The organism is Candidatus Saccharibacteria bacterium, from assembly GCA_016699955.1.
GTDB lineage: Bacteria > Patescibacteriota > Saccharimonadia > Saccharimonadales > UBA4665 > JAGXIT01.
Window position 1 is genome coordinate 256,290 of sequence record CP064993.1, and the last position, 19,835, is coordinate 276,124.

The 19,835-nt window shown below is 46.5% G+C and carries 18 protein-coding genes and 1 tRNA gene; 5 read left to right on the forward strand and 14 right to left on the reverse strand.

Annotated elements, in window-relative coordinates; genetic code table 11:
* The first annotated feature begins 516 nt into the window (after positions 1 to 516).
* Positions 517 to 738 (forward strand): hypothetical protein, encoded by a 222-nt coding sequence (locus IPL85_01365; protein ID QQS20088.1) that lies wholly within the window; start codon positions 517 to 519, stop codon positions 736 to 738.
* Positions 739 to 807: 69 nt separating this feature from the next.
* Here IPL85_01365 and IPL85_01370 read toward each other — a convergent pair.
* Positions 808 to 883: transfer RNA gene (locus IPL85_01370), tRNA-Lys, on the reverse strand.
* Between the two features lie 287 nt (positions 884 to 1,170).
* Between IPL85_01370 and IPL85_01375 the strand changes: the two genes are divergently transcribed.
* From IPL85_01375 to IPL85_01385, 3 genes are all read left to right on the forward strand, one after another.
* On the forward strand, positions 1,171 to 2,598 hold the full coding sequence (locus IPL85_01375) for a glutamine synthetase (protein ID QQS20089.1): 1,428 nt from the start codon (positions 1,171 to 1,173) through the stop codon (positions 2,596 to 2,598).
* 77 nt (positions 2,599 to 2,675) lie between these two features.
* Positions 2,676 to 3,746: a 3-phosphoserine/phosphohydroxythreonine transaminase gene (gene serC / locus IPL85_01380; protein QQS20090.1), complete on the forward strand. Its 1,071-nt coding sequence runs from the start codon at positions 2,676 to 2,678 to the stop codon at positions 3,744 to 3,746.
* On the forward strand, positions 3,743 to 4,663 hold the full coding sequence (locus IPL85_01385; GenBank protein ID QQS20091.1) for a 3-phosphoglycerate dehydrogenase: 921 nt from the start codon (positions 3,743 to 3,745) through the stop codon (positions 4,661 to 4,663). The genes serC and IPL85_01385 overlap by 4 nt, the downstream gene beginning before the upstream one ends.
* 3 nt (positions 4,664 to 4,666) lie before the next feature.
* On the opposite strand, the gene IPL85_01390 is transcribed toward IPL85_01385, so the two are convergent.
* The 9 genes from IPL85_01390 to IPL85_01430 all read right to left on the reverse strand — a co-directional run bounded on the left by IPL85_01390 (position 4,667) and on the right by IPL85_01430 (position 14,995).
* On the reverse strand, positions 4,667 to 5,155 hold the full coding sequence (locus IPL85_01390) for a hypothetical protein (protein ID QQS20092.1): 489 nt from the start codon (positions 5,153 to 5,155) through the stop codon (positions 4,667 to 4,669).
* A gap of 113 nt (positions 5,156 to 5,268) precedes the next feature.
* A complete protein-coding gene (locus IPL85_01395; GenBank protein QQS20093.1) occupies positions 5,269 to 5,634 on the reverse strand; it encodes a DUF192 domain-containing protein in 366 nt (121 codons plus the stop codon).
* Positions 5,635 to 5,726: 92 nt separating this feature from the next.
* A complete protein-coding gene (locus IPL85_01400; GenBank protein QQS20094.1) occupies positions 5,727 to 7,103 on the reverse strand; it encodes an ATP-grasp domain-containing protein in 1,377 nt (458 codons plus the stop codon).
* 95 nt (positions 7,104 to 7,198) lie between these two features.
* Complete coding sequence (locus IPL85_01405; protein ID QQS20095.1) at positions 7,199 to 8,152, reverse strand: hypothetical protein; 954 nt, start codon at positions 8,150 to 8,152, stop codon at positions 7,199 to 7,201.
* A 197-nt stretch (positions 8,153 to 8,349) separates the two neighbouring features.
* On the reverse strand, positions 8,350 to 9,462 hold the full coding sequence (dnaJ, locus tag IPL85_01410) for a molecular chaperone DnaJ (GenBank protein ID QQS20096.1): 1,113 nt from the start codon (positions 9,460 to 9,462) through the stop codon (positions 8,350 to 8,352).
* Positions 9,463 to 9,658: 196 nt separating this feature from the next.
* Complete coding sequence (gene dnaK, locus IPL85_01415) at positions 9,659 to 11,590, reverse strand: molecular chaperone DnaK (protein ID QQS20097.1); 1,932 nt, start codon at positions 11,588 to 11,590, stop codon at positions 9,659 to 9,661.
* Positions 11,591 to 11,781: 191 nt separating this feature from the next.
* Positions 11,782 to 12,459 carry a Crp/Fnr family transcriptional regulator gene (locus IPL85_01420; protein ID QQS20098.1) on the reverse strand — a complete coding sequence of 226 codons (678 nt, stop codon included), beginning with the start codon at positions 12,457 to 12,459 and terminating at the stop codon, positions 11,782 to 11,784.
* A 1,293-nt stretch (positions 12,460 to 13,752) separates the two neighbouring features.
* Positions 13,753 to 13,917: a hypothetical protein gene (locus tag IPL85_01425; GenBank protein QQS20099.1), complete on the reverse strand. Its 165-nt coding sequence runs from the start codon at positions 13,915 to 13,917 to the stop codon at positions 13,753 to 13,755.
* A 115-nt stretch (positions 13,918 to 14,032) separates the two neighbouring features.
* Entirely contained in the window at positions 14,033 to 14,995 is a 963-nt protein-coding gene (locus IPL85_01430) for an IS110 family transposase (protein QQS20421.1), read from the reverse strand.
* A 395-nt stretch (positions 14,996 to 15,390) separates the two neighbouring features.
* On the opposite strand from IPL85_01430, the gene IPL85_01435 reads away from it, so the two are divergent.
* The gene (locus IPL85_01435) at positions 15,391 to 15,546 is read left to right on the forward strand and encodes a CsbD family protein (protein QQS20100.1); all 156 of its coding nucleotides are present in this window, start codon (positions 15,391 to 15,393) and stop codon (positions 15,544 to 15,546) included.
* Positions 15,547 to 15,688: 142 nt separating this feature from the next.
* Here IPL85_01435 and IPL85_01440 read toward each other — a convergent pair whose 3' ends face one another.
* The 4 genes from IPL85_01440 to lepA form a co-directional block, all read right to left on the reverse strand.
* Positions 15,689 to 16,168: a nucleotide exchange factor GrpE gene (locus IPL85_01440; protein ID QQS20101.1), complete on the reverse strand. Its 480-nt coding sequence runs from the start codon at positions 16,166 to 16,168 to the stop codon at positions 15,689 to 15,691.
* 56 nt (positions 16,169 to 16,224) lie between these two features.
* The gene (locus IPL85_01445; protein ID QQS20102.1) at positions 16,225 to 16,923 is read right to left on the reverse strand and encodes a transcriptional regulator; all 699 of its coding nucleotides are present in this window, start codon (positions 16,921 to 16,923) and stop codon (positions 16,225 to 16,227) included.
* Between the two features lie 118 nt (positions 16,924 to 17,041).
* Positions 17,042 to 17,755, reverse strand: coding sequence for a hypothetical protein (locus tag IPL85_01450; protein QQS20103.1), 714 nt, complete (start codon positions 17,753 to 17,755; stop codon positions 17,042 to 17,044).
* Between the two features lie 225 nt (positions 17,756 to 17,980).
* Positions 17,981 to 19,822 (reverse strand): elongation factor 4, encoded by a 1,842-nt coding sequence (gene lepA / locus IPL85_01455; protein QQS20104.1) that lies wholly within the window; start codon positions 19,820 to 19,822, stop codon positions 17,981 to 17,983.
* Positions 19,823 to 19,835: the final 13 nt, after the last annotated feature.

Consider the following 19,835-nt stretch of genomic DNA (forward strand, 5'->3'; position numbering starts at 1 on the left):
TTCTCCTCACTCCCCCAATTAATATGACTAGCCCAAGAATAAATATTGTTGGCTGCAATAAGCTAAATGTTCTAATTGTAGCCGTTTCATATATTATCCAACCCATGGTCATTATCCCTAGTAAGCGTATAGAGGTACTCGCCCACGATTTCCCACACGCAACTCCCCATATATTTATGATTGGCCACAAGCTCATGCTAAGAAGCAAAAAAATGCCAGGCCAAAAGTAGTTACTGACAGGAGAGTGTACAAGCAAATCTGTTGTCATACCGAGAGCTGACCCGTCGGGCTTCAAAATAAAGGGTATCCCACCGGATAATCCTCCCAGACAAAGTACAATCAGGAGAAGTATCAGTACCTTGTCTATACTCTTGGTTTTCCTAACCATACTAAAAATAATAACAAAAACAGAGGCAAATTACCTCTGTTTTAAGCATAATTGATTTGGAGGAGCAAGGTGCAAACTATTGCAACTAAATTGAGTAAGAGTATATACATTGCTGATATACTTAAAATATGAAAAAGAAGCAGAAAATTGTTTTGTTTGGACTTTTAATAGCTATTTTAATTTTTGGCTTAGCTTACTATTTCGTAGGACAAAATTCTGATAAATGTACTGCGGCTGACAGGGCACAGAATAATTGTGTTCCAGCAGGAAGGTGTACTCCACCAGGCGATCCTCGTGAAGCAGTGATTGACTGCGGTATAACAGACTACGACCATAAATTTAGTCAGTAGCAAACAAAAAGAGCCGTTACTTGGCTCTTTGGTTCAGACTTTCCTACTAGGGTCATTGTAAGGTCAAATTGGAGGGCCCAGTGAGACTCGAACTCACGACACGAGGCTTAAAAGGCCTCTGCTCTACCGACTGAGCTATGGGCCCCTAATGAGACAAACCTACGGCTTTTCTCATCGGTCAGTCGGCTTGAAGCCGCCTTTTTGCTGGGGTGCAAAAAACGAGCTGACCTGCTTTTTTCCTTCAGGGTACCGAGTGGCAGAGAGGGAAATTAACTCCTTACATTATCTATATTTTGGTAAAAAAGTCAACGGCTTGCATAAAAAGACTATTGTCTCTGTTTTTAATAATTAACCATTTTATATAAATATTTACGCTAGTTTGTCATTATTTTATATTTAAATGTATACTGTTTAATATATAAAGGAGGCACTATGGATGAAAATGTTAAACTGAAAAACTTTCTAGAGCTAGACTACGAAACAATCGAGGAAATGAACTTGGCTGCCCGAGCAATTACCGACCCTACCGAAGCCCGCATAAAACATGTGGCCTATTTGGAAGAAACCAAACAGCTCAAAGCCGTGACGCTATGTTTCAGCGACATTGAGGGTCGACTACACATGCTAGATTATGACCGCAAATTTTTCTTAAGTTCGCTCGACAACCTCACGTTTGACGGCTCGTCTGTGCGTGGCCTGAGCGAGCAAAGTGAATCTGACCTTCGCTTACAAGTGGACTGGACTAGCCTTACGTTTGTACCGGCAGATATTTTTGGCGCTGGTAAGGTGATCATTTTTGCAAATATCTGCGACCGAGCACTCGAACCGTACGCTACAGACTTCCGCGCTCAACTACAAACTTACGCAACCGAGCTCAAGAAAAAAGAAGGCCTTGACGCACACATGGCGCCGGAAATTGAAGGTTTTCTACTGCAAGGCGTCGATGCCGAGCAGCACTACGATGGGCGCAAAGGCTTCACGCTGGTTTCAACCGGCGGGTATTTTCACTCGCTACCGCTCGATGAACTACGACGTTTTATAGACGCGACAGCCGAAGCACAGCGAGCCATGGGTTTTGGCAACGAAAAAGATCACCCAGAAGTTGCACCTTCACAGTTTGAGATAAACTACCGCTATACAGACATCGTCCGAGCTTGCGACCAGGCACAGCTATACAAACTCGTCTGCCGACAAATAGCTATGAACATGGGCATGACCGCTACTTTCCTGCCCAAACCTATCCAAGGGGTCAACGGAAACGGCATGCACACCAATTTGTCACTGGCCAAAAACGGCACAAACTTATTCTACGATGCCAACGGCGAGAGCGGATTGTCGAAACTTGGCTGGGATTTTGTGGGCAACATACTGCACCGCGCCGCCGATGTTTGCCTCGTACTAAACTCGAGCGTCAATGCCTACCGTCGGCTTGACCCGGCTTACGAAGCGCCGAATCAAATCAAAGCTTCAGCCAACGACCGCAGCTCCATGATTCGTATACCGTTTGCTAACGAGAAAACGGCGCGAATTGAAATTCGCTCTGTTGCCCCCGACGCCAACCCTTACTTGGTCGCCTTTACTTTGCTCAAAACAGGGCTAGACGGCAAGCCGCCCCGCGCCGACAGTAGTAAGCGGCCGCGCGTCCGTGTACTTCCCGACACCATTCATGACGCCATTCGTTTATATAAAACTAGCGACTACACCTCAAAGCTTCTCGGCGAAACGACAAAGCAAAAATACCTTGCGCCCAAACAAGCTGTAGCCAACCGCAGCGCGCTTGAGCTCGGTACTCGCATAAAATCAGAGGAAATCATACACCACCACGAAGTCACCAACCAATTTTTATGGAATAGCTTTTAGTTTGTTGTGTTTTATCCCCAGCATTTGACGGTTGGTTGATATTGGGCGTACCATAAAGACAAAGGGGGAGATAGAAAATGAAGGTACACAACTTCGGGGCGGGACCGGCGGTTCTGCCAGATGTGGCGGTCAAAAATACAGCCAAGGCGGTATTGGAACTAGATGGAAGCGGGTTGTCACTACTCGAAGTTTCTCATCGGAGCGCAGCATTTGAAAAAATAGCCGCTGAGGCCGAAGAGCTTCTGCACGAGCTCTTACAGGTACCTAGTGGCTACCGGACGCTTTTTCTGGGCGGTGGAGCCAGCACCCAGTTCGTCGTAGTTCCATATAATCTTCTAAACATAAAAGCGGCCTACCTCGAAACAGGCGCTTGGGCTAAGAAAGCAATTGCCGAAGCCGAGCATTTTGGCGCGGTAGAGGTTGTCGCATCGTCAAAAGATAAAAATTTCACCTACATTCCAAAGGATTACGTCATTCCACCGGATGCTGATTATTTTCATATAACCACAAACAACACTATTTTTGGCAGCCAACTTCGAACCGACTTAGTCAGCCCCGTTCCGCTTGTGGCCGATATGTCGTCCGATATTTTGAGCCGACCTCTAGATGTTAGTAGGTACACTCTTATATACGGTGGATGCCAGAAAAATATGGGTCCTGCCGGTGTGTCTTTTGTGATTATACGGGAAGACGCCCTTGGGAAAGTCGAGCGGCGAATACCGACGATGCTCGACTACCGCACGCACGTTGAACACAGCTCACTCTACAACACTCCACCAGTTGCCAGCATTTTTACTGTCCGTGAGGTACTTCGCTGGGTCAAAGCCGAAGGTGGCGTCGTCGAAATGCAAAAACGCGCAGAAGCTCGTGCCAAACTACTTTATGAAGAAGTTGATCGGAATCATCTCTTCACTGGCACAGTTGTACCCGAGGATCGCTCGCTTATGAACGCCTGTTTTGTCATGAGTAGTGGCAATGAAGCCAAGGAGCAAGCATTTCTCGACTTTGTGGAGAAGCGCGGCATTATTGGACTGAAAGGTCACCGTTCAGTAGGAGGTTTCCGTGCCAGCATGTACAACGCTCTGCCGCTTGAAAGCGTTCAAGAACTGGTGGATTGTATGAAACTTTTTGAGGAGGAAAATTCATGAATGTCTTACTCGCCACCCAAAAACCGTTCTCAAAAGCGGCTGTAGCAGCTATAAGAAAAATCATGACCGACGCTGGGCACAAACTGACCGTGCTGGAAAACTACAAAGCACAAACTGACTTTGTGAAAGCCATAAAAAATGCAGAGGCACTAATTGTCAGAAGCGACCTCGTTAATGCTGAACTTGTGGAAGCGGCTCCAAAGCTAAAAATAATCGTCCGCGCTGGAGCAGGTTACGACAATATCGACCTTACCGCATGCTCAAAAGCAAACATTGTCGTCATGAACACGCCGGGTCAAAACAGCAATGCCGTAGCAGAACTCGCTATCGGTCTTATGATTTATAGTGCCCGAAACCTATTTTCACCCGGGACAGGCACAGAACTTCGAGGGCGTTCACTTGGTTTGCATGCATTTGGCAATGTCGGCAAGTTGGTCGCCTCACACGCACGAGGTATTGGTATGAAAGTCTACGCTTATGACCCATATGTGGGCAATGAGATAATGCGCGAATTTGAAGTCGAACCGGTTGATTCGCTGCAGGCATTGTACGAAGCCAGCGACTACGTTTCGCTCCACATCCCTGCCCTACCCGACACAATTGCTTCGGTAGGTTATGACTTGATTTCACGAATGCCCCAGGGCGCAACGCTACTAAACACGGCACGAAAAGAAGTTGTGGACGAGGTGGGATTACAAAAAGTCCTCACTGAGCGCCCCGACCTCATTTACGTAGCTGATGTCATGCCCGACAGTTACGAAACGCTCGTGGTAAGTTTTCCCGGACGCGTCTATGCAACACCTAAGAAAATGGGCGCCGAAACTGCTGAAGCAAATGAAAACTCAGGTCGCGCCGCTGCACAGCAAATAGTCAATTTCTTCGCTACAGGCGACCGTATTTTTCAAGTCAACAAGTAGCTGCTACTTGTGCTTCTTTTTGTCTCCGTCGGGTTTCCAGCGCGTCATGAAAAGATGCAGGATGGTTATTGTCGCTCCTGCAATTACAAAAGACGTCTCAAGATTATTGAGCTCGTGCCAAAGCTGAGTAGATTTTATTGCAGTCTGCTGCGTGACCGACATGTACGGGACTGCAATAAGCGCCAAAAGCCCGCCACCGGCCGCGGCGGCAATCGCCCCAAGAAATAGTTTCAACCCCTTTAGCTTTTTTCGGCTGAAATAGAGTACGAGCGGTACAGGAAGCATGAGTAACCCCAGCTGCGTCCACTGCATAGTAACGAGTGCATTAGATTTGCTTGCGCCAGCTATTACGCTAGTGACATCTCCCGCGACATAGGTTGCTAACATGCTCCCCATACAAATGCTTAAAAAAACTAGCATTCCGTTGGAGCGCAGCAACACTGTCGCCAACGGTGGTAACACTACAAGACAAGCAAGAATGGCAAACTCCATATGCTCAACTATACCATAACCATATTGGCTCGTTCGGAGTCCAATACTACAATACTTTTACACATCTGTCCCAACTGGGACAAAAATGTAGATATGAATAGAATTACTATTGGCTAGAAAGAAAGGGTTTGGCCGGTGTGAATGCCGCTGCGGGCGGCTTCGCCAGTATTGAGCTCTATGACATATTTCGCCGGTTGATCCGGACAATAGCTCTGCGGGTACGTGCTAGGAGAAACTGCCTGCTCAATATGTGTCACTCGTTTTTGCGCATCGAGCCATATGATATCAATACTAAATTTCATATCCTTCATCCAAAAACAAACCTTTTCGGGAGTCTCAAACACGAACAACATACCCTTGCCTTTTGCTAAATTTTTACGATCCCCTAGCCCCTTTTCTCTCAAAGCTGGGCTAACTGCCTTCTCGAGATTGTATGAATAATTGCCATGATTAAGAGTGACCGAAGAATGATTTTGCATTTTCAGAACTATACCAAATACGAGCAATGCGAAGGCTAAAACTAGCGCGGTATCTCTTTTTTTTATAGCTAATCCACCCATACTTATTTATGTCACCCTGGCAATTCGAATGTCTCTTTTATAGCCTGGACTAGTTGCTGTGTTTTAAGATTTAGGTCACCCTTCGCGATAGTTTTTCCGAGCTTCATTATTTTTAAGATTCTTTTACCCTTTCCAATAATTTCGCCTTCGTTATGGCGACAAAAGATTAGCATGGTGTCTTCGGCTCTGGCATCCTTGAGAGAATAACCTTCCTTGACAAATTCAACCCTATTTCCTACTAGCTTGTAGACTCCTGGCCTGATATGTTTTTTTAGAATTATATCTTCGTCAGACTGATTATTTAGGATTAATAATGAGCCGGGCTTTTTGTAACGAGCAGCACTTGGTAGAGCATCGTTGCCAGTTACTTCATAGCGAAAATTACCTAGCTCCAGTACATGCAGTAGCATGAAAGGTATCTTGTCGTTCATCATCTGCATATCACTAATAATATGCGAGTAACCAGTTAAGCGGGCGTTAATTTCTATCGCATAGACCTCATCATCAGGCGTAACTATGAGGTCGACCCCAAACACTCCTTTATAGCCATGGCTGGAGAGCTCCGAACCGATGACTGAGGCGATTTCCTGAGCCCGGTGCTGGACGATATCGGGATAATCAGCACCAATTTCACCGCCACACCAGCGCGTCACACCCTCGATTTTTGTATTACACAGATATTTACTATCGACTAGTTGACGTTGTATACCGCCGCTAAAAATACCGTATTTTGTAATGCAAACCTGTATACTCGAGATTTCACCGTGTATAAACTGCGAAGCCACTACAGTTCTTCCTTGGGAAAACTTTTTCAAAGATTTAACTGCATCGACGTAGTCGTTCTCGTTATGAATTGCGTATGTCCCTTTCGACCCAGATGACTCTTCGTCTTGAAGCATAAATGCTCCTGCAAATCGATCTCGTAAATCTCGATACGAAGCTGCTCTATCCAGCTCGTTCATGTATTTAATCTCGTAGTCGGGAATACGAATCAAATCGGCAAATTCATCACGGAAATATCGCTTGTTTTCATAGGCATGAGCAATCGTGGGCGAGTTCATCAAAAAAGCAAGCGGGTTTATCTTGTATGGAGGATCAAGCGGTGAATAAAGAGGGTATTTGCGTCGTGGATCAGCCTTAAACATTTCAACAAATTTCTTTACAATGACATACTTGCTGATATTCTCTCCGAGAAATGCGTTCTTCAGATTCATAGAAACGGTTCGGCCTCTAAGCGGTATATCTTTCAACCAATCTTGTTTCCGTGGCGTGACTATCTGAAAGTCATCAAAAAGTCTATCTAACACCAAAAAGTTGTACGGATCAGCGCTGATAACACCAATAGGCTGGTTGACATTATAATCGATTGCAAGCTTGTGTTTAACCATACGTGATTAGTCCTTTGTTAGTGTAATACGAAATGCGCAAACCGAGAATTAATTTATTATAGCACTTTTGTGTTTTATATGCTATATCATTGTACCTATAACAAATTGTCGAACATGAGGGGAGCAAGATGAACGGGCAAACCTTCTGATGGGTATTCGTGAATTTTAAATCCCGGTGAGCTATTTATTTCAAGTAACGGAACGTAGTTACCCTCAGGTGGTTTCGTAATATCGGCACATATAATATCAAACCCAGCAACAAATAACCCCATCTGACTTGTTATATGACACGCCGTATCAATCCATGCCTGATTGACTTTTTCCGTGACATTTGCCGCCTCACCCCCTGCACTCACACTCTCAATGTCTGATATCCGGACTGTTTCGTGCTCAAGTGGAACTCGGCTAAGTGCCTCACCCCCTAGATATCTTTCTACTGCCGGACCCTTTACTTTCTTTAGCGGGGTATCTGACCCGTCACCACGTCTTGGGTCGGCATTTAGACGTACGACTAATTGTTCGATTGTTGAGACACCGTCCCCAATAACCTGCGCCGCTCGTCGCTCAGTCACTACAGGAACTGTGCCATTAAGCACAAATATGCGATACAACTTCCCTTCTATCTGGTTTTGAGCGATAGCTCGCCCCGAGGGGCTGAATTCTTTTGCCGTGCCAACTGCTTCGATTAGCCGGTCGATTGAAGTAATACCGACACTAACACCTTTGCTTTGAGAGCCATCAATAGGTTTTACTACCACGCGCTCATACTTTGACATAAACCTCTCAGCATCTTCTAAAGTATCAATGGTTGCATACGCCGGCACGCTATAGCCTAGAGACTCCACAAATTCGAGAGTAAGATCTTTGAAAACAGAAATTAATCGGCCGTTTGCCGAACTACGCAAAGGCCGGGAACCACTAAATATTTCTGTCTTACCTGTGTCCGTAGTAATCCTGCAAAGCCGTGCTTTCATGCCGATTATTTCTACACGCCAGCCACGTTTGCTGGCTTCATCCAGTAGCAGCTGTCTGGTGATGCTATTTGCCATTGTCATAGTATAGCATCGATTTCACCCTGTTAGATAAGCAACTATTATTGGGCGCTTTGGACTTTTTTGTATATGAGATAGATGACTAAGCCAAGAACAATTAATAAGAGGAGCTCCAATGTGATGAGGCCGTGCTGATTGTGCTTAAGCTTAGGCATTTAGTTGTATTATCGCGTGTTTTTCGAAAAAAGTGAAGGTTAGAATATGCCGCGTTTCTTTGGAACGGATTGAAATTGCTCGAGTAGCTGTACCTGTTCGCGGCTGAGTTTGGTTGGTGTGTCGACAATGATGGTGACTATGTGGGCGCCGCGGGTATCTGAACGCAGGTGCGGTACCCCGTGACCAGACAACTTAAAGTCGGTGCCACTTTGCGTACCCTCGGGAACTTTCATACGCACCATGCCATCGACAGTTTCAACTTCAATTTCTGTCCCAAGTGCCGCGTCGACCATACTAATATGCTCGTCGCTGAGTATAAGATCGCCTTCCCGCGTGAAGCGTTTGTGCGCCTTGACGCGTATGTGAACATACATGTCACCTTTTGAACCATTTGCGACAGCTTCACCATGTTCACGCAGTCGTATGGTTGCGCCGTCATCTATACCGGCTGGAATTTTGAGCTCCACTGTTTGCGTTTGGCGTTCGGTGCCTTTGCCATGACAAACGCTACAGACTTTTTCGGGAATCTTACCCTTGCCGTGGCAGGTCGGACAAATTGCCGCCTGCTGGATGTTGCCGAATATGGTTCGCACGGCCTGCACAACTTGGCCGCTTCCCTGACATGTCGCACAGGTTTTTAGCTCGTAACCAGGTTCTGCCGTTGTGCCTTTGCAGTGACTACATGTGTCTTCAAGGTTGAGTCGTAACTCTTCCTCCGTACCAAAGATAGCCTGCTCAAAACTAATCTCGACGCGCGTTTCTATGTCGTTTCCCCTCGCCTGGCGATGACCTCGCTGGCTTGCTCCCCCACCAAAAAAACTTCCAAATATGTCGCCAAGGCCAAGATCGCCAAAGTCGAAGTTAACATTCTGGCCATTCCATTCGCCACCGTAGCCGCCAAATGGGCTACCGCCGGCGCCGCCACCACTCGCGCCGCCGACGCCAGCGTGGCCAAATTGGTCATAGCGCTGGCGTTTGCTTTGGTCTTTGAGCACCTCATACGCTTCGTTGACTTCTTTAAACTTAGCTTCATCGCCACCCTGTTTATCTGGGTGCAGTTCGACTGCCTTCCGGCGGAAAGCTTTCTTTATTTCGTCTGCTGAGGCGTCTTTGCCGACTCCTAGCACTTCATAATAATCTCGTTTTGACATCAGATAAATTGTACGCTTTTAGCACTCAAAAGTCTAGAGTGCCAAGTGTGTGCGACGGCACTAACCTCCCCTGCCAGTTTATTTGGTCAGTGGCAATGCTTTAATTTCTCCGCTGACTAAGCGCCCAGTACTGCATTCGATAATTAATATGTACCACTGGTATTAAAAAAGGAGCGCCAATGGCGCCCCCTGGGGTTTATTTTTCATCTTTTTCGTTGACGACTTCGCCTTCTATAGGGCCGTCGTCTTTTTTGCCCTTTTTCTTCCCATTTGAAGTTTCCTCAGACGCGGTTTCACCTGGAGCCTGTGCCTCAGCTTCTTTGGCAGCAGCTTCATACATTTTGGCGCCGATGGGCATAAGAACATCGTTGAGCTCTTTGGTGGCTGCCTCTAACGCTTCTTTGTCGGCCTTTTCGTCAGCCACAACTTTTTTGGCTTTTTCGACGGCTTCATCGATGATTTTTTTGTCGTCTTCGCTAACCTTTTCTTCGCTCTTAAGCTTCTCGGCTTGGTAAACAGAAGTGTCAAGATGGTTTCGTGCCTCTACAGCTTCTTTCTTGGCTTTATCTTCTTCGGCATGAGCTTCGGCTTCTCTGGCCATTTGCTCGACTTCGTCTTTGTCTAAGCTGCCACTGCCCTGGATGGTTATGTTTTGCTCTTTGCCACTGCCCTTGTCTTTGGCGGTAACATTTAATATACCGTTTGCATCGATATTAAAGGTAACTTCAATTTGTGGGATACCGCGGGGCGCTGGCGGGATGCCGTCCAAAATAAAACGGCCAAGTGACTTATTGCCTTCAGACATTTCTCGCTCACCCTGCAGTACATGAACCTCCACCTGTGGTTGGTTGTCCGCTGCGGTCGAGAAAACTTCGGATTTGCTAGTCGGAATGGTAGTGTTTCGCTCGATCAAACGTGTCATAACGCCGCCCATGGTCTCTATGCCAAGGCTCAGCGGAGTCACATCGAGTAGAAGCACGTCTTTGACGTCACCCTGAAGCACACCGCCCTGTATAGCCGCACCAATAGCGACTACCTCGTCTGGATTGACGCCCTTCATGGGTTCTTTATTAAAAATCTGCTTTACTTTTTCAACGACCGCTGGCATGCGGGTCATGCCACCCACAAGAACAACATTGTCGATATCGCTAGATTTGAGTCCGGCATCTTTAAGTGCCTTTTCACAAGGTATGGCGGTTTTGTCTATAAGTTCACCGACAAGATCCTCCAGTTTCGCACGAGTCAGTTTGTGCTCAAAGTGCTTTGGGCCATCGGCATCGGCTGTCAAGAATGGCAGGTTGACGTCGACTTCTTGAGCTGTGGAGAGCTCAATTTTGGCCTTTTCGGCCTCGTCACGCAAGCGCTGCATAGCAGCATTGTCTTCGCGGATATCAATGCCTTGCTCTTTTTTAAACTCGTCCGCAAAGTAGTTGATGATGACTCGGTCAAAGTCAGTTTTTCCAAGGTGTGTGTCACCGTTGGTTGATTTTACTTCAAACACACCATCGCCAAGCTCAAGAACAGAAACGTCAAATGTACCGCCGCCGAGGTCGTAGACCACTATTTTTTCGTCGGCTTTCTTTTTATCTAGGCCGTAGGCAAGCGCAGCCGCGGTTGGCTCGTTGATAATGCGCTTGACTTCCAAACCGGCAATTTTACCAGCGTCTTTGGTAGCGTGGCGCTGTGAATCGTCAAAATATGCAGGCACAGTGATGACTGCTTCGGTGACTGGCTCACCCAAAAACGCTTCGGCATCGGCTTTAAGTTTGCCAAGAATCATAGCGCTTACTTCCTCTGGGCTATATTCTTTACCTGCCATTTTTACCTTGGTACTATTACCGCTTTTGACTATTTCGTACCCCATAAGTTTGAGATCGCGCTGAACTTCTTTGTCGCTCCAGTTGCGGCCTATCAGACGCTTTACTTCATAAATTGTGTCCTTAGGGTTTGTCACCTGCTGGCGACGAGCAATTTGTCCAACAAGACGCTCACCCTTTTTATTGACCGCTACAACTGACGGCGTTGTGCGGTTTCCTTCGCTATTTGCAATAATTTCTGGCTTGCCAGACTGCATAACTGCCATGGCGCTATTTGTTGTGCCTAGGTCAATTCCGATAATTTTACTCATGTTGTCTACCCTTTCTTTTTAGCAGTAACCTATATAGAGTGCTAGTGTATTTTACATTGTACACAGTTTGGCACTCACATGTCAAGAGTGCTAATACATCTGTTACCTAGTGTGACGATTTTTGCCCTAGTATATCTTCAATGTAACTTCGCGGTAACAAGGCATGTGACCAGCGGCATGACTTCCTAGTATTACTTAAGCGCTGTTTGTAACTTTCGTAAATCCAGTATCGTGAGAAGGTGTTCGTCTTGAGACATTAAACCTTCATCGAAAAGCAGCTCCAAGGACCTACTTGCTGTCTCTCGGTTCATGTTTATGGAATCTGCAATGTCCTGGTGAGTTATTGGTGCGTTAATGACTACAGCTTTACCGTGTACCTCACCAAACCTTTCAGCTAGGAAGAGTAGCTGTGCAATAATTCTGCCGCGAGCCGAACGAAATTCCAGAGCTTGTATCCGCTGAGTGTAAGCAGTAATTATATTGACCGCTTGCTTTAATATCTCCTGGGAGAGCCAGCTATTATTGCCCATAGCAGTTCGTAGCTTGTCTTTAGAGGCTCTTAGTACGGTTACGTCATCCATCGCTTCATAAAATAATCCCGTCGTGTGTGCACCATCCAAAGCCCAAGGTAATGGTATAAATTCACCAACCGAATGAATTAACAGCAGATTTCCATGACCAGCATGTGATACTGAGTACGCTTTAACAAATCCTTTTTTAATAAGATAGATGCCCTCGGGTTCCTCAAGACCATTGACAATCGTTTCTTCTCTCTTGAAGTGCATAAGCTTGCCATAACTAAAATGGGCAATTATGCTTTCGTCCCTGGTTTCTTTAGTCGGCATACCGGCCTGTAAATGTGTGCCCATAAGGTCATTATATACCTCGGTGCAATTTACGGCTGTGACACTGCGCACATACACCTCTAAACAATAGCGTTATCCTAGAGTTAGCAAGCAACAATTTTACGCACATTATTGGAAGGGAGGGTGCTAACGAAACTGCCAGGCTTTGTTCTGTAAGCTAATAATAGGAGGGGTAATATGTCACGAACATATTCAGCAATAAAGAACAAACACCAAAAGCACTCAAAAGATCATCACCAAGCGTATCTTTATAGCCCAAATGAGCCTAGGGAAGATACTTTTACAAACACCTCAGCTGAGCTGGAAACAGAGTTACTAGAAAAAAGTGATCCAATGAGGCGGGAGTTCCGACACCTTGCCTACAGAATGAGAAACCGATACGCCTAACCAGCGCAAAAAGACCTCCAATAACGGAGGTCTTTTTTTGAATTTGCATGTAGTACTTGGGGTACCCTTTGGGAAAATTCTTTTATTTTCAAACTGGCGTATTTCTTGGAATGGCATATCCTCTGACGAGTTGTTTATACATTGGAACTGCTAAGTTCTCGTTAACGTTTAACAAAGGTCTTGCTAAGGTCGGATACCGGCTAGCTCTGTTTGTGCTCTGAGCATATGCCAGCTTTTTGCGTGGAGTAGTAAATAGCGACAGCACGTAGCCAAAACTTCTACTTATGAACCTAGATCTTTGAGCAGAAAGCTCGACGCTAAGTACGATTGATAAAATACCCCCTTCAATTAGCGTAAGTGAGTCACCGAGTAGAACATAAGTAGGGGCGTGGCCTAGTAAAGAGGGTGAGCCTATGCTCATCAGTCCAAGCGATAATAGGAAAATGCCACCTAGCCTTAGCATAGCTCTTGCTGTGTACAGCCGTAAGCTGGGAACGAAAACATACAATAACAGGACCGCGACTAATGCAAGGCGAGCGTAGATAAAAAGCACACTGGTATTCATAAGAATCTGCACATAGTAGGAGTTGCTAGATAAACCGTAAAAACTAAAACCCAGCAGGCAGCTACTAAACAGTAAAATGCTAAACTTTTTCATTTTACTTATCTCCTTTCACTATAATGGTCAACCATTATATTCTGCGACAGCCTCCACCTCAATAATGTGCGGCATAACTACCCTGCTACTTCCATAATAGACCCACGGTTTTGAATTGTATGTGCGCCAAGACACAAAATTAATTCGTGAAGGGGCTATACACTAAAATTACTGCTCTAAAAGCAGTAGCTGATGGATATTGCAAAGTCGCTTTGGGTAGATTCATTTCCCAATCGTTCGGTCAGATCGCCCTAGACAAGTTTATGTTGCGAGGTTACTTTACCTGTGTTGCGTCCTGTTGTTCCACCTCCAATAATCACTACGTCTAGTTTTAGATCTTCGCTCAATTGTGGGTATGTTGAACGGAGGTACGATTCTTGCCGGTAAGATTTCTCAAGCTTTGGTAACTTTAGCATGCTTTCATTTTAGTCTGTAATAATTAGATATCCTGTGACCCCGCGCACAGCAAATTAAAAAAATGAGTTCATACTTATCTATACACATAAAGACCTCATATATTAAGTCAACACATTAATCCCAAAAACTGAGGTCGTAATTTTTCTCGGTGATCCATACCGCTCTCGCAATAGTGAGGAGCTTCCGCGCAACAACGCAGTTGGCGACCGTGTACCGCTTACCCTCAGCTCTTTTCTTGTCATACAGCGCCTGGAAGTATGGGTCGTGTTGTCTGGCTATGTTAGCGGCTATGAATAAGCTCCGTCTAAGATAGCTGGAACCGCGTTTCGTTAACCGCCCCGTGCTGTTTAAGCTTTTGCCGCTTTGCTTAATGCGAGGGTCGAGTCCAGCATAAGCAATAATAGACTTGGTAGTAGTAAAACGTCGCATGTCTTGTACCTCACCAATAATACTGGCAGCTACGTACGGTCCGATGCCCGGTATAGTTTGAAGCCGGCGAAAAACTATACCATCCGCCGAAACCGCTAAGTCTTTGTAGAGCTGCGCCCGTGCTTCTTTGATGGCTACCTGAACACCGTCAAGCACTTCTCTCAGCTCATCGCTCATTGTATCGTCAACGAGCGCACTGAAGTGGTTTTTGTATTGCCGGAACGAGCTGTTCAACACAGATAGTCGTTGGCAGCCACGACCATAATACTTGGTGGTTTTGTACGGATCGGGTGTATATGGCCTACCTTCGCCACGTAGTCCTAGTCGGGCGATCACGAGAGCGTCGGTTCGATCGGTTTTCTTCCCTCGTACCGATGCTCTAATCTGCTGTTTAGTAATGAGTGGATTGTAAACGCGACAGACGATACCGAGATCGAAACACGCATCAGCAAACGCCAAGTGGTAGCATCCAGTAGCTTCCACCACACAGACGAACTCATCGTCGGGATACGCACCAGAAAGCGTCAAGAGCATAGTAGCGACGTCTCTCGGTTCGTTTAGTATGGTTGCTGTTAACTCGGGCATTTCACGCCCCACAGAATTAACCACGGCGATATCTAGCTTCGCTTTAGCCGTATCACAGCCAATAAAAAAAGGTCATAGCAAATAACTCCTCCGGCTCACATAGTGAGCCCCAAGATTATGTAGTGGTAAAAGATATGGCGGCATCCGCTTCCCAAAAAAGGTGCAATGGGGATACAATAGACTTGTTCGTTATTGACCGTAGAAGAGCCTTGGTACACCTCCTGTCTGTGTCGACATACACGTCAGAACAGAGGTGAAACACCAAGGTTTTTCTCGTATAACCTCATCATAGATTGTTATCTCCAGAATGCAGGAAGCAATAGACTTTACGACGAGATGCTGCCGACTGAGGCAACTCCCAAGTAAGATAGCGATTGTCCTCCATACCATCCTTTAGTGTAGCCCTTAACAGATGTGAGGGCTAGGTATGAATATACAAGTAAAGTAGGGGATACATTATGAGCCACACATCAGATAAGATCAGCGGTAAAACCAAACAAGCAGTTGGTAAGATGACTGACAATAAAAAACTGCAGTCAAAAGGTAAAATAGAAGAGGCCAAAGGTGAGGTTAAAGAAACCCTGAATGACGCTAGAAAAAAAATGACTGACTAGAGTTTAGAATAATCTGGAAGTATTACACCGGTAATGATAGGCAGTAACTCTTGGTTCATATATACCACCTGTTTGTTTTAGAACTTACAAACAATAGTGTAGCGCTTCAGAGGAACTGATTATTTTATTTCACATAAATGGGTTAGGCATATTTTACGCGGACCATGGCATGACGGATAACGTCATTGCCTAGCCGGTAGCCACTCTGAAGTTCTTCGCTCACAATTTCTTGCTTACCATCGCCCTCTTCCATGCTAACTGCCTCATGTAAATGAGGGTCAAAAGGTTCACCCAAGGTCTTGATGCGCTCGACGCCAATGTCGGCAAGTGTTTTCTCAAACTGCTTGACCACTCCCTCGATGCCTTTTACGAAGTCGTTTTCTGTGAGGTCTTTGGGGATATGTTTTAGCGCGCGCTCAAAATTATCAATGATGGGCAATAGGTCTTTGACCACACTTACCTTTACTGTTGAACGAAGCGAAACGATTTGCTCCTCGTGCCGCCGACGAATGTTTGTGGCATCTGCCCGTTCTCTCTGCAATGCTTCTGTCAGCTGCGCATTTTCTGCAGCCAACTGCTCAGCAATTTTTGCGTAATCTAAATCTTGCTTTTTTTTCGTCATATATTATTTAACCCCCATTAGCGTGTTGTTCAAGCATAGAGATTCGTCTAGTGGCATTAAAGAACCTCCTCCAGTGTTTTGCCGGCATGGGCAACTAGGTTCATGACTTCGCGGTAGCTTTGTCGCGTTGGACCAAGCGTGCCAATGTAACTATGGTCGCTAAACGGGCTGCGGAATCGGCTGATGATCAGGCTGACATCTGCGCTGCGACCGATCGGGTTTTCGGCACCAATATAGACGGTGAGTGGCTGGTTTGGAGCTGCTTCCCGCAACCACGGCTCCAGGTTATCAAGTAAACTCGCTACCTGTTGCACCTGAGCACCGCCGTGAAATTCGGGCTGGCCAAAAAGGTTTGAAAGGCCGGAAATGTACAGCTGGTTGCCTATGGTGGCAAGGCCAAGGTTGTGCGTCAACTCAACAAGCGTATCGACGGCGTTGCGAATGGCGCGTTCGGGCAGACCTCCGTCCTGCAAACGAGCCGAAAGCGCCCGCTCGGCACCGCGTTCGGGAGCGGTTTGACCGTCTTCGGTAATGTAGTTCACGTAAAAACGGTAGCCTTTGTCGGTCGGGATACGACCAGCGCTCGTGTGCGGCTGGCGTATAAAACCCATGCCTTCCAACTCAGCCATTTCAGCGCGGATAGTAGCACTAGATACGCCAAATGCTTTTGCCAACAGACTGCTGCCTACCGGTACGGCAACTTCAGCGTACTGTTCTATGATGGCAGTAAGAATTTGCTTTTGACGAATTGTCATTACATAAATGTATCATACTGGCACTCAAAACTCAAGAGTGCCAAGGTCTAGCGATAACCCATAATAGTACGCTTGAGTAACCGGACCTTGAAGGAGCATGAGCCTGGATCAACATAAACTAATGCGTTTTTAGGTCGCCCAAGATCCGCTCAACCCACACCCGATAACTTTTGTCTATTTGGTTCTGATCGTCATCATGCGCAATAATTCCCTCGGCCGAATGAACCGCCTGATCGAGGTCTTCATTTACTAAAAAGTGATAATACGGTTTGCTCAACGCATCTTCAAGTTCTCTAGTGGCACTTGCGCGGCGCGCTGGCCACGCTTCGTTGAACTCGGCTTCACTTTCATAGCGGTGTTTAATCCGCTGCATCCATATTTCAAAACTAGGCGGCACTACAAAAATGGCAACGACGTTACTGGAAAGCGACTTAAAGGTGTGCACTCCTTGCACATCAACGTCAACAATCGGAGTTTTGCCTGCCTCGGCGGCTCGCTCAATTTCACTTGCTAGCACACCGTATATACATTCGTGCACCAGGGCAGCCTCAATATACTCACCAGCCTCAAGTTTCGCTACGGCTTGCTCGTGAGTTAAAAAGATGTAGTCAATTCCATCCCGCTCCATCACGCCGTTATTCTCACGCGGCTCGCGGGTCGTACTGGTGACAATATCGTGGTACTTACCGCTTTTCAACATACCGTTCATAATGGCATTTTTGCCTGCGCCAGCTGTCCCGGCGAATATGATTAGCTTCTGACTGCGTAACGTTTCGATTGTTTTATTGCTGGGATGATAGTTTTGGAGGAGCTGTTTGATATTGTTTTGCATGCAGTAGTTATAGCAGATGTAGGCTGTGTTACAAAACCCACAGACACATTGTGCTAACGAAAAGATGTGAGGCAAGCGCCCCAATTTACCCTAAATGACCAAGACAATACACCACATTCACTAAAAAACTACTACTTAAAAGTCGGTCGTAACGAAAAAACTCCCCTCGTCTCAGTCTCACCAGTATCGCGTCAGAAGACGGCGGGGTTTTTGCTTAAGTCAAGTTTAGTCTCGCTTGAGCATGACGGTGAAAGCTTCGGAAGGAATGTCGACTTTGCCGAAACGTTTCATCCGTTTCTTGCCCTTGGCTTGCTTGGCGAGAACCTTTTTCTTGCGGGAAACGTCACCGCCATACAGTCCAGTCGTTACATCTTTGCGGTAGGCACTCAGGTCTTCGCGTGCAACAAAACGGCCGTTTATACCAGCCTGCAGGGCAACCTGGAAATTTTGGCGAGGTATAACTTCTTTGAGTTTGGCAACAATGTCGCGGCCGAGTTTTTGCGCTTCGCTTCGGTGAACCATGATGCTTAAGCTACTAACAATTTCTCCTGCCACATAGAAATCTAATTTCACAAGATCTTCTGCGCGGTAATCGTCGAGCTCGTAGTTAAAGCTGCCATAGCCACTGGTAATACTTTTCAGCTGATCATAAAAATCAGTTAGCAAATTGGCCAGTGGCGCCTCAAAGCTTACCATAGCGCGCTCATCTATGTAGCTTAGGTTGGTCTGCAAACCTCGTTTGGTGGAGATAAGCTGAATAACCGGACCGACATAGTTTTGCGGAACGACAATTTCACCCTTTATCCAAGGCTCTGCAATCTCGGCAATTTTGGTAACTTCCGGCAGGTCAGCGGCCGATTTGATGTCTAGTTCTTCACCGTTTATGAGACGAACCTTATAGTCAGTACTTGGGTTTGTCACGACAAGCTCGAGGTTGTATTCTCTCTCCAGCCGTTCACGAATGATATCCATGTGCAGTAGCCCCAGAAAGCCTATCCTAACGCCAAAACCTAGTACGGGTGAGTTTTCCGGCGCAAATTGCAGCGCTGAGTCGCTCAGGCTAAGTTTCTCAATGGCGTCTTTCAGCTCCTGATAGTACTCGTTAGATTCCGGGAAAAAACCGGCATAGACAAAAGGCTGTACATCCCGGTAGCCCGGTAAGGCTTCGCTGGCCGGGTTAGACGAAAGCGTGACGGTGTCGCCCACGCGAGCTTCACGTGTACTCTTCAGGTTCGTGACGATGTAGCCGATTTCGCCGGTTCTAAGCTCAGCATTTGGTACCATGTCAGGCTTGAGCGCCCCAACTTCGAGCGCAATGCCTTGTGCGCTTGTAGCAAACATTTTTATCTGCGCGTTTTTTAAAATGTGGCCGTCAAATACTCGCACGTACAAAATAACGCCGCGATAATCGTCGTAATAGCTATCGAAAATCAGTGCCCTCGTTGGCGGTTTTTCACCCGGGATGCTTGTTTGCTCTCTATCTTTTTCACTTCGTTCGAAGGTATTGCTCAGACTTACCGGTACTCGCGGAGGAGGAATGTCGCTAACAATTCGTTCCAAGACCGCTGCAACACCTTGCCCCGTTTTGGCGGAAATCTTAAGTATGTCTGCTTCTGTGCAGCCGAGTAGACTAATGATTTCTCGACTTACTTTCGCAACGTCTGCAGCGGGCAAGTCGATCTTGTTGAGTACTGGGATGATGGTCAGGTCTGCTGCTATGGCCAAGTACACGTTGGCGAGTGTTTGCGCTTGAATACCCTGGCTGGCATCGACCACGAGCAGAGCGCCCTCACACGCCTGAAGCGAACGAGATACTTCGTACGAAAAATCGACATGACCCGGCGTATCAATGAGATTCAGCTCATGACCGCTGTAGTCCATGCGTACGGGAGCAAGTTTAATAGTGATGCCTTTTTCGCGCTCCAGATCCATGCGGTCAAGCAGCTGCGCTTTCATGTTGCGCTTTTCGACAGTACCGGTCAGCTCGAGTAACCGGTCAGCAAGAGTCGACTTGCCGTGATCGATGTGTGCAATGATGCAGAAATTTCTGATGTGTTGTTGATCCACTGTTAGACTCTTA

Excerpts from the sequence above, each read along its gene's own strand:
- IPL85_01365 (QQS20088.1), top strand. The coding sequence starts at position 517 with ATGAAAAAGAAGCAGAAAATTGTTTTGTTTGGACTTTTAATAGCTATT.
- IPL85_01375 (QQS20089.1), top strand. The coding sequence starts at position 1,171 with ATGGATGAAAATGTTAAACTGAAAAACTTTCTAGAGCTAGACTACGAA.
- serC (QQS20090.1), top strand. The coding sequence starts at position 2,676 with ATGAAGGTACACAACTTCGGGGCGGGACCGGCGGTTCTGCCAGATGTG.
- IPL85_01385 (QQS20091.1), top strand. The coding sequence starts at position 3,743 with ATGAATGTCTTACTCGCCACCCAAAAACCGTTCTCAAAAGCGGCTGTA.
- IPL85_01390 (QQS20092.1), bottom strand. The coding sequence starts at position 5,155 with ATGGAGTTTGCCATTCTTGCTTGTCTTGTAGTGTTACCACCGTTGGCG.
- IPL85_01395 (QQS20093.1), bottom strand. The coding sequence starts at position 5,634 with ATGCAAAATCATTCTTCGGTCACTCTTAATCATGGCAATTATTCATAC.
- IPL85_01400 (QQS20094.1), bottom strand. The coding sequence starts at position 7,103 with ATGGTTAAACACAAGCTTGCAATCGATTATAATGTCAACCAGCCTATT.
- IPL85_01405 (QQS20095.1), bottom strand. The coding sequence starts at position 8,152 with ATGGCAAATAGCATCACCAGACAGCTGCTACTGGATGAAGCCAGCAAA.
- dnaJ (QQS20096.1), bottom strand. The coding sequence starts at position 9,462 with ATGTCAAAACGAGATTATTATGAAGTGCTAGGAGTCGGCAAAGACGCC.
- dnaK (QQS20097.1), bottom strand. The coding sequence starts at position 11,590 with ATGAGTAAAATTATCGGAATTGACCTAGGCACAACAAATAGCGCCATG.
- IPL85_01420 (QQS20098.1), bottom strand. The coding sequence starts at position 12,459 with ATGGGCACACATTTACAGGCCGGTATGCCGACTAAAGAAACCAGGGAC.
- IPL85_01425 (QQS20099.1), bottom strand. The coding sequence starts at position 13,917 with ATGCTAAAGTTACCAAAGCTTGAGAAATCTTACCGGCAAGAATCGTAC.
- IPL85_01435 (QQS20100.1), top strand. The coding sequence starts at position 15,391 with ATGAGCCACACATCAGATAAGATCAGCGGTAAAACCAAACAAGCAGTT.
- IPL85_01440 (QQS20101.1), bottom strand. The coding sequence starts at position 16,168 with ATGACGAAAAAAAAGCAAGATTTAGATTACGCAAAAATTGCTGAGCAG.
- IPL85_01445 (QQS20102.1), bottom strand. The coding sequence starts at position 16,923 with ATGACAATTCGTCAAAAGCAAATTCTTACTGCCATCATAGAACAGTAC.
- IPL85_01450 (QQS20103.1), bottom strand. The coding sequence starts at position 17,755 with ATGCAAAACAATATCAAACAGCTCCTCCAAAACTATCATCCCAGCAAT.